The 14,074-nt window shown below is 61.4% G+C and carries 12 protein-coding genes; all 12 read right to left on the reverse strand.

The features are described from left to right. Positions 1-2: 2 nt before the first annotated feature. On the reverse strand, positions 3-1,268 hold the full coding sequence (locus tag ACQ4V8_RS06650) for a hypothetical protein (RefSeq protein ID WP_436571116.1): 1,266 nt from the start codon (positions 1,266-1,268) through the stop codon (positions 3-5). A 563-nt stretch (positions 1,269-1,831) separates the two neighbouring features. Further along, the gene (gene paaZ / locus ACQ4V8_RS06655) at positions 1,832-3,883 is read right to left on the reverse strand and encodes a phenylacetic acid degradation bifunctional protein PaaZ (RefSeq protein WP_010401452.1); all 2,052 of its coding nucleotides are present in this window, start codon (positions 3,881-3,883) and stop codon (positions 1,832-1,834) included. 95 nt (positions 3,884-3,978) lie between these two features. After that, complete coding sequence (locus ACQ4V8_RS06660) at positions 3,979-4,593, reverse strand: phenylacetic acid degradation protein PaaY (protein WP_010401454.1); 615 nt, start codon at positions 4,591-4,593, stop codon at positions 3,979-3,981. Between the two features lie 77 nt (positions 4,594-4,670). Beyond that, positions 4,671-5,414: an ABC transporter ATP-binding protein gene (locus tag ACQ4V8_RS06665; RefSeq protein ID WP_010401456.1), complete on the reverse strand. Its 744-nt coding sequence runs from the start codon at positions 5,412-5,414 to the stop codon at positions 4,671-4,673. Further along, positions 5,411-6,166 carry an ABC transporter ATP-binding protein gene (locus ACQ4V8_RS06670; protein ID WP_010401457.1) on the reverse strand — a complete coding sequence of 252 codons (756 nt, stop codon included), beginning with the start codon at positions 6,164-6,166 and terminating at the stop codon, positions 5,411-5,413. The genes ACQ4V8_RS06665 and ACQ4V8_RS06670 overlap by 4 nt, the downstream gene beginning before the upstream one ends. 1 nt (position 6,167) lies before the next feature. Further along, the gene (locus ACQ4V8_RS06675; protein WP_070346200.1) at positions 6,168-7,184 is read right to left on the reverse strand and encodes a branched-chain amino acid ABC transporter permease; all 1,017 of its coding nucleotides are present in this window, start codon (positions 7,182-7,184) and stop codon (positions 6,168-6,170) included. Next, a complete protein-coding gene (locus tag ACQ4V8_RS06680; RefSeq protein WP_010401459.1) occupies positions 7,181-8,059 on the reverse strand; it encodes a branched-chain amino acid ABC transporter permease in 879 nt (292 codons plus the stop codon). Before ACQ4V8_RS06680 ends, ACQ4V8_RS06675 begins: the two co-directional genes overlap by 4 nt. An 84-nt stretch (positions 8,060-8,143) precedes the next feature. Beyond that, a complete protein-coding gene (locus tag ACQ4V8_RS06685) occupies positions 8,144-9,295 on the reverse strand; it encodes an ABC transporter substrate-binding protein (RefSeq protein WP_010401460.1) in 1,152 nt (383 codons plus the stop codon). A gap of 94 nt (positions 9,296-9,389) precedes the next feature. Then, positions 9,390-10,595 carry a 3-oxoadipyl-CoA thiolase gene (gene pcaF, locus ACQ4V8_RS06690; RefSeq protein ID WP_436571117.1) on the reverse strand — a complete coding sequence of 402 codons (1,206 nt, stop codon included), beginning with the start codon at positions 10,593-10,595 and terminating at the stop codon, positions 9,390-9,392. 31 nt (positions 10,596-10,626) lie between these two features. Further along, entirely contained in the window at positions 10,627-11,955 is a 1,329-nt protein-coding gene (paaK, locus tag ACQ4V8_RS06695; RefSeq protein WP_436571164.1) for a phenylacetate--CoA ligase PaaK, read from the reverse strand. A 108-nt stretch (positions 11,956-12,063) separates the two neighbouring features. Further along, complete coding sequence (paaI, locus tag ACQ4V8_RS06700) at positions 12,064-12,495, reverse strand: hydroxyphenylacetyl-CoA thioesterase PaaI (RefSeq protein WP_261980858.1); 432 nt, start codon at positions 12,493-12,495, stop codon at positions 12,064-12,066. Positions 12,496-12,505: 10 nt separating this feature from the next. Further along, a complete protein-coding gene (gene paaH, locus ACQ4V8_RS06705; protein ID WP_010401468.1) occupies positions 12,506-14,074 on the reverse strand; it encodes a 3-hydroxyacyl-CoA dehydrogenase PaaH in 1,569 nt (522 codons plus the stop codon).

The raw sequence follows: 14,074 nt of genomic DNA on the forward strand, positions 1-14,074 counted from the left end.
CCTTAAAAAACGAAATCGATGGCGGCGGCAACCACCGTCACGGGGCCGCTGAAACCTGGCTTGGCTTGTACAAACAAGCCCTGGCCGTTCTTAGGTTTGATGCGGTCGATCTGTACCTTCAACGCCGCCGAGCGGTGGAAGTCCCAGCGCACGCCAATGCTGTCCGTCGATTGCTCCAGCTGATTGCGTGTGTAAGCCATGGTGTTGACGCCGGCCGACAGCGCGCGCAAGGTCGGCGTACAAGCGGCAGGATAGCCGGGCGGGCAAGCTGCCGGTACGGTGTTGTTCACGCGATCATCAGCCTTCAGGCTGGCATGGCTGTAATACGGCAAAAAGGCGCCGATCCGGTAGGCCGCCATCACATACCACGAGGTGCTGTCGCTGACGTAACTATCCGTCTTGCGCTTGGCGTACTCGGACTGCACCAGGATATCGTTCCAGTCCAGGCCCAGGCCGATGGAAGTAAACGAAGCTTTCTTGTTCTTCACCTCCAGCGCATCGGCCAGTACGCCCAACTGGGCAAACTTGTAGCCAGCACCGGCGGCGCGCAAGCCCTCCATCAGCGCATTCTGGCTGGCGGAATCATTGATGGTCAGCTTGGTTTCGGCGCGACCGAAACGCAGGGTCACGGGGCCATGTTCTGCCACCAGATTGAGTGCGACGATGGACTTGCCTTCCACATGCACGGTGGAGTTGGGGCCGGTGGCCAGGGTAGCCTTGGTACGGCCCAGTGCCAGTTGGCTGGTGATGTTGGTGTCACCGAGGCTGAACTGGTAAGTGCCGTCGATGCCGTCGATGCTGTTGAGCGGCACCTGCGAATACATTTCGCCCGGTGGACGCAGCATGGTGTTGGCATAGCCCACGTTACGGTAATCGGAAATCATGAACACGGGCAGGCCCATGCGGCCGACGCGCACGCTGAAGCTGTCCGACACCTTGGCCTTGGCGAAGGCCCATGCCAGTTCGGCGCCGAAATCATCCTCGCCATCCTTGCGCACCAAGCCTTGCACGGTGGCCGACAGCCATGGATTGACTGTGACATTGGCCTGCAAGCCCAGATTGGAATCGACGCCGGTGCGGGCAGTGCGGCCCGCGCCAGCAGCCTGATTCGGACGCGCGAACTGTGCGTTGTCAGTATCGGCCACGGTCAGCGCGGCGGTACCAAAACCGCTGATCTTGACGGTCGGGCCGCTGGCAGCATCTTCGGCATAGGCATGGCTGATGGCCAGAGGCATGGCCAGCAGAAAAATCAGGACGTGTTTATTCATAGTAATTAAATACCCGTAGCAAAGAATGTTAATCGTGGAATTAGGCTCGTGGCCGATGGCTTGCCGGCCATCACGGACCGGGTCCTTTTTTGCACCACCGTCGCTGAGCATGGCGTGACTGGCGATGTGACCTTTTAGCCAGCCCATGCTACAGAGAAAATCGCTACTTTGAAAAGTTTTCCTAAGGCAATTACCGATTTTGCCATTTTTTACCGAAAAAACATGCTTTCTAGAGGATTTTGTCTAAAGAGCAGGCCGGAAAAACCACACTTTCATTGTAATTTTCACATTTTTCAATATATATTTTAATAACTAAATAAACAATTAGCTGTATGCCCGGCATCGACCTGTTCGACAGCCATTTGCCTCGTCATGTCAGCGGCGCGGGCACATTTGCCCAGCGCGCATAACGTCCATAACGCATCTAACGCGGCAGGCTGCCAGTGCTCGTCCCTGCCGGCAGCAAGCCGGCCTGAAGAGCGCCTTGCCGGCCGAATCCGTATACTGGCTCAAGGTGAAAAACTCGGACGGCGCAGGCGGCGCAGGTTCGGGCTTGCTAACGTTTACTCACGCTTCGATACCAGGGTCAAAATGTCGTAGCTGGCGACCAGTTCCTCATTCTGGTTGCTCACCTGCACGTCCCAGGCCACCACGCCCTGGCCCACGCCAAACACGTCCTTGCGGTTGCGGTCAACCTTGCGTTTGCAGGTCAGGCGGGCGCGAATGGTGTCGCCAATGGCGACGGGCGCGACGAAGCGCAGGTTATCGAGGCCATAGTTGGCCAGCACCGGGCCGACACCGGGCGAGACGAACAGGCCGGCAGCGGCCGACAGCACGAAGTAGCCATGGGCGATGCGCTTGCCGAACTGCGATTGCTTGGCCGCGATTTCGTCGAAATGCATATAGAAGAAATCGCCCGAGATACCGCCGAAGGCGACGATGTCCGCTTCGCTGACGGTGCGGCGGTGCGTGAGCAGCGAGTCGCCCGTCTTCAAGTCTTCGAAGTGCTTGCGGAACGGATGGATCGGGCTTTCATTGACATCTGCGCCGCGCACGTATTCGCCCGTGATCGCCGCCAGCATGGTCGGCGAACCTTGCACCGCAGCCCGCTGCAGATAGTGGCGCACGGCGCGCACGCCGCCCAACTCTTCACCGCCGCCTGCGCGGCCAGGGCCACCGTGCTTCAATTGTGGCAATGGCGAACCATGGCCGGTCGAATCGACGCAAGCCACGCGCTCGAGCACGTGCACGCGGCCATGCGTGGCCGCCACTTGCGGCACCACACGCGCAGCGATCCTCGGATCGCGCGTCACCAGGGTGCTCACCAGGCTACCCTTGCCGCGCGCGGCGAGAGCCAGCGCTGCGTCGATATCGTGGTAGCCCATCATGGTGCTGACGGGACCAAACGCTTCCACGTCATGTACGGCGTCGTTAGCGAAGGCATCGCGGCACAGCAGCAAGGTCGGCGAGAAGAAGCTGCCGTCAAGGGCACCATCGCCAAGCGGATTGAAGCCGTCGGCCGCGCCGAACACCACCTCATTATGCTGCGACAGCGTGGCGACACGCTCCGCCACATCGCTTTGCTGTTCCTTCGAGGCCAGCGCGCCCATGCGTACGCCTTCGATGGACGGGTCGCCCACCACCACCTTGGCCAGGCGTTCGCGCAAGCGCGTGCCGACGGCATCCAGCAGGTGCTCAGGCACGATGATGCGGCGGATGGCCGTGCATTTTTGGCCCGACTTGCCCGTCATTTCTCGCACGACTTCCTTGACGAACAGGTCAAATTCCATGTCCTCGGGCGTGACGTCCGGCGCCAGGATGGCACAATTGAGCGAATCGGCTTCGCCGTTAAAGGGTACGGACTGGGCGATCAGGTTCGGATTGGTGCGCAGCTTGGCGGCCGTAGCGGCCGATCCTGTAAACGTGACGAAGTCCTGGCCATTCAAGCGGTCCAGCAGGTCGCCTGTGGAGCCGATCACCAGTTGAATACTGCCGGCCGGCAGCAGGCCTGATTCATGCATCATGCGCACGACGGCCTGCGTCAGGTAACTGGTCGCCGTGGCCGGCTTGGCGATACAGGGCATGGCAGCGAGAAAACTCGGCGCAAATTTTTCCAGCAAACCCCATATGGGAAAATTGAAGGCGTTGATATGCACGGCCAGGCCGCCGCGCGGCACCAGAATGTGCGTGCCGGCAAAGCCGCCTTTTTTACCCAGCGCAATGGCCGGGCCTTCATGCAGCACGTTCGACGACGGCAGCTCGTTGCTGCCCATGCTGGCGTAGGCGAACAGGGTGCCCGTGCCGCCTTCGATATCGACCCAGCTATCGGCGCGCGTGGCGCCTGACAGATGCGAAATCGCATACAGCTCTTCCTTGCGCTCGACCAGATATAAGGCCAAGGCCTTCAGGCGCGCGGCGCGCTGCTGGAAGTCCAGCGCCATGAGCCCCGGCACACCCGTCTTGCGGGCATAGGTGACGGCTTCGTCGAAGTCGATCTTCTCGGCATGCGTGTGATAAATGACGCGGTTATTCAAAGCGTTGTGCAGCGGCACCGCCGCACTTTCGCCCAGCCAGCGGCCGGCGATCAGGCTTTGCAAGGTGGATATTTGAGCCATGTGGTTTCTCCGTAAAACGAGGGTGTTGGTGACGTTGGTGTGGTGTCGGATTACGCGGGGCGCTGCCCCGCTAATCCGACCTACGCCCATATTGTTTATTGCGCTGCGGCGTTCTTGTGCAGGTGTAGCGGCAGTGCGGATTCAAAATTGAGGCGTTGGCGGTTCGCCTCGACTTGCGTCAGGGCGTCCACCTCGCGCATCGTCTGCATCGAGCGAACGGCAAGTTCGTGGTACTGGCCCGTGCCCGAACTTTTCCATTTGATTTCATCGTCTGTCAGCGCGCGGATGATCTTGGCCGGCGTGCCCACCACCATGCTGCGCGGCGCAACGATCATGCCCGCGCGGACGAAACTCATGGCCGCGACGATGGATTCCGCGCCGATGATGGCGTTGTCCATGACCACGGCGTTCATGCCCACCAGCGCATTGCGGCCGATGCGGCAGCCGTGCAGTACGGCGCCATGGCCGATATGGCCATCGACTTCGACCACCGTGTCGCAGCCAGGGAAGCCGTGCATGACGCAGGTATCCTGCAAGTTCGCGCCCTCTTCCAGGATCAATCGACCGAAGTCGCCACGGATCGAGGCCAGCGGGCCGATATAGCAGCGCGGGCCAACGATGACGTCGCCGATCAGCACGGCTGACGGGTGCACATAAGCGCTGGGGTGGACGACGGGGGTGACGCCATTGATTTCGTAGACTTTGACCATGTTGCTCTCCAAAACATTATTGCCAGCCGTAGCGGCTGATGTCGGATTACGCGCAAGCGCTAATCCGACCTACGTCTTCACATACCCAGGTAGGCGCTTTGTACTTGCTCGTTGTGCAGCAACTCGGGACCGGGGCCGGACAAGATGATCGCCCCAGTCTCGATCACATAGCCCACGTCGGCGATCGACAGGGCGGCGTGCGCGTTCTGCTCGACGAGGAAGATGGTGATGCCCTGGTCGCGCAGTTCGGCCACGATGCGGAAGATTTCCGCGATCAGGAGCGGCGCCAGGCCCATGCTCGGTTCATCGAGCAGCAGCAGTTGTGGACGGCCCATCAGTGCGCGCGCCATGGCCAGCATCTGCTGCTGCCCGCCCGATAAGGTCCCGGCCAGCAGCAGCCGCTTTTCCTTCAAAATCGGGAACAGGCCATACATGCGCTCCATGTCGCCCGCCACGTCCTGCGCGGGGCGTGTAAAAGCGCCCAGGCGCAGATTGTCTTCCACCGTCATGGGGCCGAACACTTGCCGCCCTTCCGGCACCTGGCAAATGCCGGCGCGCACGCGCCTGTCGGCGCTCATGCGGCTGACGTCCTCGCCGGAAAAGACAATACTGCCGGCGCTGATCGGCTGCACGCCAGAGATGGCACGCAGCAAGGTCGTCTTGCCGGCACCATTGGCACCCACCAGCGCCACGAGTTGCCCCTGGCGCACCTGCAGGTCGATGCCGTGCAGGGCCTGGATACGGCCATAATGACTGGTCAGCCCTTTGATATCGAGTAGCAGCGGTGTTTGAGGTTTTTCCTGATTTTTTTCGTGCTTCATGCAGCCACTCCCAAATACGCCGCCACCACGTCGGGATTGGCGCGCACTTCGGCGGCGGTCCCTTCGGCCAGCTTCTTGCCATAGTCGAGCACCAGGATATGGTCCGACAGGTTCATCACCAGTTTCATGTCATGCTCGACCAGCACCACCGTCACGCCCGATTGCGCCACCTTGCGTATCAAGGCTTCGATCTCGCCCGTCTCCGTGTGGTTCAGGCCAGCGGCCGGTTCATCGAGCAGCAGCACCTTCGGCTTGGCCGCCAGCGCGCGGGCGATTTCCAGACGTTTCAGCGCACCATAAGACATCTGGCCCGCCTCGTCATCGATATGCCGACCTACGCCGACAAACTCCATCAGGCCCGCCGCCTCGTCGCGGCAAGCTGCGTCGGCGCGACGCACGGACGGCAAACGCAGCATGCAGGCGAACAGGTTCTGGTTCAGGCGCAAATGCGCGCCCACCATCACATTGTCGATGGCCGTCATATTCATGCATACCTGCAGATTCTGGAAGGTGCGGCTCATGCCGCGCCGCGCCAGCGCATCGGGCGACATGGCGGCCACGTTCTCGCCATTGAGCAAGATCTGGCCTTTGCTCGGCGTATACACACCCGTGATCAAATTGAACAAGGTCGTCTTGCCGGCGCCATTGGGACCGATCACGGAGTGGATATTGCCCTGCTTGACGGTGAAGCTCACATCCTGCACCGCGTGCACACCGCCAAAACTCTTGCTCAGATTATTAATCGTCAGCATTTCATGCCTCCTGCACCGGTAGTTTTTCCGCGCCGTCGGGGGCTTTGGGTGCCTGCGGCACTCCTGCCCGTTTGCGCGAACGGCTGGCCAGGCTAGGTACGAGCCCCTTGGGCATAAAGATCATGGTGGCCATCAGGATCACGCCGAAGACCACCGTTTCCCAGCCTTCAAAACTTGACAGCAGCTGCGGCAAAATCGTCAGCAGGGCCGCCCCGATGATGGAGCCGAAGATCGACGCCATGCCACCGACCACCACCATCGTCACCAGCTCGATCGAGTGGAAGAAGCCGGACAGGTTGGGGGTAATAAAACCGATGTAATGAGCGCTGATGCTTCCTGCGATGCTGGCAATGACGGCCGACAGCACGAACACGCGCACCTTGAAGCGCGTAGTATCGACGCCCACCACGCGGGCCGCCACTTCCGAGCCGTGGATGGCCTGCAGTGCGCGCCCGACGGGCGAATCGATCAGGTTCAGGGCCAGCCAGGTGACCAGTAACAGCAGTACGGCGCAGACCAGGTACCACGCTTTCTCACCGGCGATTTCCAGGCCGACCAGCGTGAAGGCGGACACACCTATCCCATCGGGGCCGCCCGTCCATTGCGTCTCGTTGTTGATGACGATGGAAATGATGATGCCCAGGCCCAGAGTCGCCATGGCCAGGGTGTGGCCCTTGAGCTTCAATACGGGGCGCGCCAGCAGCAGCGCCAGCAAGCCTGTGGCGACGGCACCTGCCGCCAGGGCAGCTAGCGGTGGCCAGCTGTAGTGCGTGGTCAGCACGGCCGAGGCATACGCGCCCAGGCCGTAGAAACCCGCGTGACCCAGGCTGATCTGGCCCGTATAGCCCATCAGGAGATTCAGGCCGATAACGACGATGGCGTTAAGCGCAATGCGGATCGCAACGTCATAGTAGAACGCATTCGTGAAGAACAGCGGCAGGATGGCCAGCACCAGCGCCAGCAACAGCAAGCCGCCGTGGCGCGAGCGGGTAAAGAATGTGCGCAACTGCGTCTTCATACACGCTCCGAGTTTTTGGCGCCAAACAAGCCTTGCGGCAGGAAGAACAGGATCAGCAGGATCAGCACGAAAGGCACGGCGTCCTTGTAGGCCGAGGAGATGTAGCCGGCCGTCATGGCTTCGGCAATGCCGAGAATGAGGCCACCGGCAATCGCACCGGCACCGCCGCCGAGGCCACCGAGTACGGCGGCGACAAAGCCTTTCAGGCCCAGCATGATGCCGGCGTCATACGAGGTGTAGGTGATCGGTGCGACCAGGATGCCGCCCGCCGCGCCCAGCAAGGCTGACAAGCCGAAGGAAAATAGCAGCACCTTGCGCGTGTTGATGCCCACCAGTTGCGCAGCGAGCTTGTTGTGCGAGGTGGCCAGCATGGCCTTGCCCATCAAGGTACGGCCGAAGAACCAGCCCAGCACCAGCACGATGACGACCGTCACGCCCAGCACCCACAGGCTTTGCGGCAGCAGGCTGGCGCCCAAAAATTCGATCGGCGCATCGCCGGAAAAGGCAGGCAGCGTATGCGTATCCTTGCCCAGCCAGATTTGCACCAGGCCTCGCAGCACCAGCGAGGCGCCGATGGTGATGATCAACAGGGTGATGACCTGTGCATTTTGCGCCGGTTCGATCACGGTTTTTTCCATCAACAGGCCTACCAAGCCCGTAGCGATGACGGCCAGGATGATGGCCAGCGGCAGCGGCACGCCGGCGGCCGACATCACGGCGGCCAGCATCCCGCCCAGCATGATGAATTCGCCCTGGGCGAAGTTGATCACGCCGCTGGTGTTGTAGATGATGGTAAAGCCCAGCGCCGCCAGCGCGTAGGCGGAACCGACCGTCATCCCCGAATACAAAAATTGCAGAAATTGAGCGACTTCCATGGTGTCTCCATTATGTTCGGCTGTGCGCGGACGGCCTTCGAGGGCAGCCCGCGCGGGTACTTCTGGCTTACATTATTTCGAACATCACTTCGACAATTGCCATTCGCCGTTCTTCACTTCCACCATGCGGAACGCCGACAGGTCCAGGCCCATGTGGTCCTTGGCCGACATGTTGAAGACACCGGTCGTGCCGACAAAACCCTTGGTCTGCTCCAGTGCCGTGCGCACTTTTTCGCGCTCCGTTCCCCCGGCGCGCTTGATCGCATCCACAGACAGGTTCAGGGCATCGAGCGCATAGCCGCCGAAGGTCGACGGATCGATCTTGTAGCGCTCTTTATACGTCTTGTCGTAGCCGACCACGATGGCCTTTTGCGCGTCGCTATCGGGCAGCATGGCACCGATCAGCAGCGCTGGCGTCGGCAGGCGCACGCCTTCGGCGGCCTTGCCCGACAATTTCAGATACTCGTCTGACGCCACGCCATGCGACTGGTACAGCGGCAGCGCGGACATGCCCAGCTGGCCGTAGTTCTTGGTCACCACCGCCGGCCCCTGGCCCAGGCCGAAGACGAATACGGCTTGCACGCCGGCGGTATTTTTGATGCGCGTGAGCTGCGCCGTGATGTCCGTGTCTTTCGGCCCGTAGGTTTCATCGGCCACCAGGGTAATGCCATATTTCGAGGCGACGATCTGCGATTCCTTGCGGCCCGAGGCGCCGAAGCCACTCGTTTCCGACAGCAGGCCGACCTTGCTGATGCCGCGCTTCTTCATGTCCTCGAACACCTTCTCGGCCGCCATACGGTCCGTATGCGGCGTCTTGAAGACCCATTTTTTTACCGGATCGATGATGACCACAGCGCCCGCCAGCGAAATGAACGGTATGCTGGCGCGCTCCACCAGCGGTGCCATCGCCATCGTCGCGCCGGTGGTGGTGCCGCCGATCAGCACATCGACCTTGTCGGACTCGATCAGGCGCTTGGTAAAACCGTTGGCCTTGGCGGCGTCGCTGCCATCATCGTAGTGCACCAGTTCCAGCTTGCGCCCCAGCACGCCGCCAGCGGCATTGATTTTCTCAATATACAGTTGCAGGGTTTTCAGCTCCGGATCGCCCAAAAAAGCGGCTGGTCCCGTGACCGACAGCACGGAACCGATCTTGATATTATCGGCCGCATACGCGCCTGCGGCGGACATGGCCAGCACGCCGGCGATCAGGGTTTTCTTGAAAATATTGGCAATCATTGTGGTCTCCACCAGGTTGGCACTACGGTCAATGTAGGGTTGGCGCTTTTTTATGAGCCTGCGCCTTTTGTATTTTTACTTTGTTTTTACTCGTTTATACGCGTTCAATGACGACAGCAATACCCTGCCCCACGCCGATGCACATGGTGCACAGCGCATAGCGCCCGCCCGTTCGTTCCAGCTGGTTCAGGGCCGCCATCACCAGGCGCGCACCGGATGCGCCCAGCGGATGGCCGATGGCAATCGCGCCGCCATTCGGGTTCACGTGGGCCGCGTCGTCAGCCAGGCCCAAGTCGCGCGTGACGGCCAGCGCCTGCGCCGCAAACGCTTCATTCAATTCGATCACATCCATCTGCTCGATGCTCAGACCCGTCTGTGCCAGCACCTTGCGCGAGGCTGGAGAAGGACCAAAGCCCATGATGCGCGGCGCCAGGCCAGCGGTGGCCATGCCCAGCACTTTTGCGCGTGGCGTCAATTTGTATTTATCCACGGCGGCGGCCGAGGCCAGCAAAATTGCGCAAGCGCCATCGTTCAAGCCCGAGGCATTGCCAGCGGTGACCGTGCCATCCACCTTGACCACGCCCTTGAGTTTCGCCAGCATGTCCAGCGAAGTATCGGGACGCGGATGTTCATCCATCGTCACCATCTTCGGCTCGCCTTTTTTCTGCGGCACGGCGACAGGCACGATTTCGCGATCGAAGACGCCAGCGGCGTTCGCTGAAGCCCAGCGCTGCTGGCTGCGCTGCGCCAGGGCATCCTGATCGGCGCGGCTGATGCCAAATTCCATGGCCACGTTTTCCGCCGTTTCCGGCATGGTGTCGATGCCGTACTGCGCCTTCATCTTGCCGTTGACGAAACGCCAGCCAAGGGTCGTGTCTTCGATTTTCGCCGCGCGCGAGAAGGCGCTGTCAGCCTTGCCCATCACGAAAGGCGCGCGCGTCATGCTTTCCACGCCGCCGGCGATGATCAGTTGCGCCTCACCGGCCTTGATGGAGCGCGCAGCGAGACCCACGGCGTCCAGGCTGGAGCCGCACAGACGGTTGATGGTATTGGCGGGCACCTCGGCGGGCAAGCCGGCCAGCAGCGCGGCCATGCGGCCCACGTTGCGGTTGTCTTCACCCGCCTGGTTGGCGCAGCCGTAGAACACGTCGTCGATGGCGGACCAGTCGACGGATGGATTGCGGGCGATCAGCGCGGCAATCGGCAGCGCGCCCAGGTCGTCCGCGCGCACGCTGGAAAGTGCCCCGCCATAGCGGCCAAAGGGAGTGCGTACTGCGTCACAGATAAAGGCTTCGTTCATGGTCTATCCTGCTTGATCGATGTAGAGAAAATTAGGAGAACATCTTTTGGCGCTGGTCGAGCACGCGGCGGGCCTTGCCCGTCAAGGTGCGTTCGATGCCGGCAGCAGCTACCAGGCGCACGCGCGTGCTTACACCCACGTGCGTCTTGATGCGATGCTCCAGCTCGCGCGCCAAGGCGTCCGTTTCGCTCACCGAGATGCTGGCAGTGAGGTCGAGACGCAGCTCGGCGATCACTTCGAGCTTGTCGAGGTGGCCGTCGCGCGTGAGCACCAGCTGGTATTGCGGCGCCAGCTTTGGCATCTTCAAAATCAGCTCTTCGATCTGCGTAGGGAAGACGTTCACGCCGCGGATGATCAGCATGTCGTCCGAGCGGCCAGTGATCTTGCCGATGCGGCGCATGGAGCGCGAGGTTGGCGGCAGCAAGCGGGTCAGGTCACGCGTGCGGTAGCGGATGACAGGCAGCGCTTCCTTGGACAGCGAGGTGAAGACCAGTTCGCCCTCTTCGCCGTCCGGCAGCACTTCGCCCGTTTCCGGATCGATGATCTCGGGGTAGAAATGATCTTCCCAGATGACGGGACCGTCCTTGCTTTCGATGCATTCGGAAGCCACGCCAGGCCCCATTACTTCGGACAGGCCGTAGATGTCGACGGCGTCTATGCCGGCGCGCGCTTCGATTTCCAAACGCATGGCATCCGTCCACGGCTCGGCACCGAAGATGCCCACCTTCAACGACGATTCGGCAGGATCGAGACCCTGGCGCGTGAATTCCTCGATGATGTTGAGCATGTACGAGGGCGTGACCATGATGATGGCAGGCTTGAAATCCTGGATCAACTGCACCTGCTTTTCCGTCTGGCCGCCCGACATCGGAATGACCGTGCAGCCCAGGCGTTCGGCGCCATAGTGCGCGCCCAGGCCGCCCGTAAACAAGCCGTAGCCGTAGGAGATATGCACCATGTCGCCCGCGCGGCCACCGCCGGCGCGGATCGAGCGCGCCACCACATTGGCCCAGGTATCGATATCGTTCTGCGTGTAGCCGACCACCGTCGCCTTGCCGGTGGTGCCGCTCGATGCGTGGATGCGCATCACTTGCTCGCGCGGCACGGCAAACAGGCCAAACGGGTAATTGTCGCGCAAGACTTTTTTATCGGTGAATGGAAATTTCGACAGATCAGACAACGCCTTCAGATCGTCCGGATGTACGCCCGCTTGGTCAAAGGCAGCGCGGTAATGGGGCACGTTATCGTACGCGTGCTTGAGCGTCCATTTCATGCGTTCGAGCTGCAGCGCCTGCAGTTCATCCTTGCTGGCGCGCTCGATCGGCTCAAGGTCATTTGGGGAAGGCGTACGTTGCACCATCATTGTCTCCTTTAGTAAGGCCTGACCAAACCTGCTGCGCGTCGTGATTTGCGACGGTTTTGTCGAGGCATTTTCAATCTTAAAAAAATATCAAACCATTCCGGCAGTTCAAGCCTGCTCTTGTATGACTTCACCCGCCACGCGGATCGACTTGCCGCGAAAGAGCGCGATGGTGCGCCCTTCCTGGTTGCTGACCTTGACGTCGTATACGCCGCTCTTGCCGGCCAGCGCCTGCTCGACGGCGTCGGCCGTGAGCACGTCGCCTTCGCGGCCCGGTGCCAGGTAATCGATGCTGCAGCCGGCGCCCACGGTATTGAAGTTATAGCTATTGCAGGCAAATGCAAAAGCGCTGTCGGCCAGGGCAAAGATAAAGCCGCCATGGCAGCTCTGGTGGCCGTTGAGCATGTTCGGGCGCACCGTCATCGTCATGCGCGCATGGCCAGGGCCGACCTCGGCCAGCGCGATGCCCATGGCAGCGGTGGCGTTATCGCGCGACAGCATGCAGGCAGCGGCTGCCTGCGCCAACGCTTGTGCAGTCATATTCTGATCTTCATTCGGCATAAAAGCGGGCTCCAGTGGCAAGTTTGCGGCGCAGCAGGGGCGAGACACGGTAGCGATCTTCGCCATAACCCAGCGCCAGGTGCTGCAGCACGGTCACGATGTGATGGACGCCCACCGCATCGGCCCAGGCCAGCGGTCCGCGCGGATAGTTGACGCCTTTCTGCATGGCGATATCGACGGCAGCGACCGTGCACACGCCCTGGTTGACGGCGTCGGCGGCCTCGTTGGCCAGCATGGCGACCGTGCGCATGACGACCAGTCCAGGCACGTCGTCCAGGCGCGTGACGCTAAAGCCGGCTGCCTGGAACAGGCCCACGACAGCGGCGTAGGCGGTATCGCTGCACTGGTCGGCGCGCGCCACGGCGATGCGCTTGGCACTCGCGTAGTCAAGCGCCAGATCGAATAAGACCGTGTCCGGATGCTGATTGTCGTGCGCGCGCTGGGTAGCGCTACGGCCGTCGCTGAGATAAATCGCGGCACCATGGCAATGCAGGGCCGGCGCTTCGTCGTGCACCTGGCCTTCCTGTGTGACGCGGCGGCTAACACTGATGCCAGTGTGCTCCAGGCGCTGTACCAGGCTGCGAATGACGCCGCTGTGGCCACGGCCATCACCGCCTATGGCTGCTGACAAGGCGACAAATTCGGGCTTGGGCTGCGGGCCTTCCGCTTGCACGACCGGTGCAGAGGCACCTTCGCCATAGGCATACAAGCCACGCCCCGACTTGCGGCCCAGGAAACCGGCGTTGACCATTTCCTGCTGCAGCACGGACGGCGTGAAACGGGGATCATTAAAGTAGGCATCGAACACCGATTGCGTGACGGAGAAATTGACATCATGGCCGATCAGGTCCATCAACTCGAATGGCCCCATGCGAAAACCGCCGGCGTCGCGCAGCACCGCGTCGATGGTGGCGGGATCACCCGCCTGTTCGCTGAGCAAACGCCAGGCTTCCGCGTAAAACGGACGCGCAACACGGTTGACGATGAAGCCGGGCGTCGATTTGGCATGCACGGGGTTCTTGCCCCAGACAATCGACGTGTCATACACGGTGGCGGCCACTTGCGCGCTGGTGGCCAGGCCACTGATTACTTCAACCAGCGCCATCAAGGGCACGGGATTAAAGAAGTGCATGCCGACCAGGCGTTCAGGGCGGCGCAGCTTGGCCGCGATGGCCGTGACGGAAATCGACGACGTGTTCGTCGCCAGGATGCAGTCGTCGCTGACAACAGCCTCCAGTTCGGCGAACAGGCCGCGCTTGACATCAAGGTTTTCCACGATGGCTTCCACCACCAGCGCGGCATCTGCCACGTCGGCCAGGCTGTCGACAGCCTGCAGGCGTGTCGTGGCGGCCGCGGCTTCATCAGCCGTCATGCGGCCCTTTTCGGCCAGCTTTGCGTACATCTTGCCGATATCGGCCAAGGCCTTGCTCACCGCTTGCGCGCGCGTGTCGTACAACTTGACACGGTAACCGGCAGCGGCAGCGACTTGTGCGATACCGGCGCCCATGGCGCCGCTGCCGATGACGGCGATGATACTGTTGTTTGCCAATGCGCTCAT

This window comes from Janthinobacterium paucivorans (assembly GCF_051380805.1).
GTDB lineage: Bacteria > Pseudomonadota > Gammaproteobacteria > Burkholderiales > Burkholderiaceae_D > Janthinobacterium > Janthinobacterium lividum_D.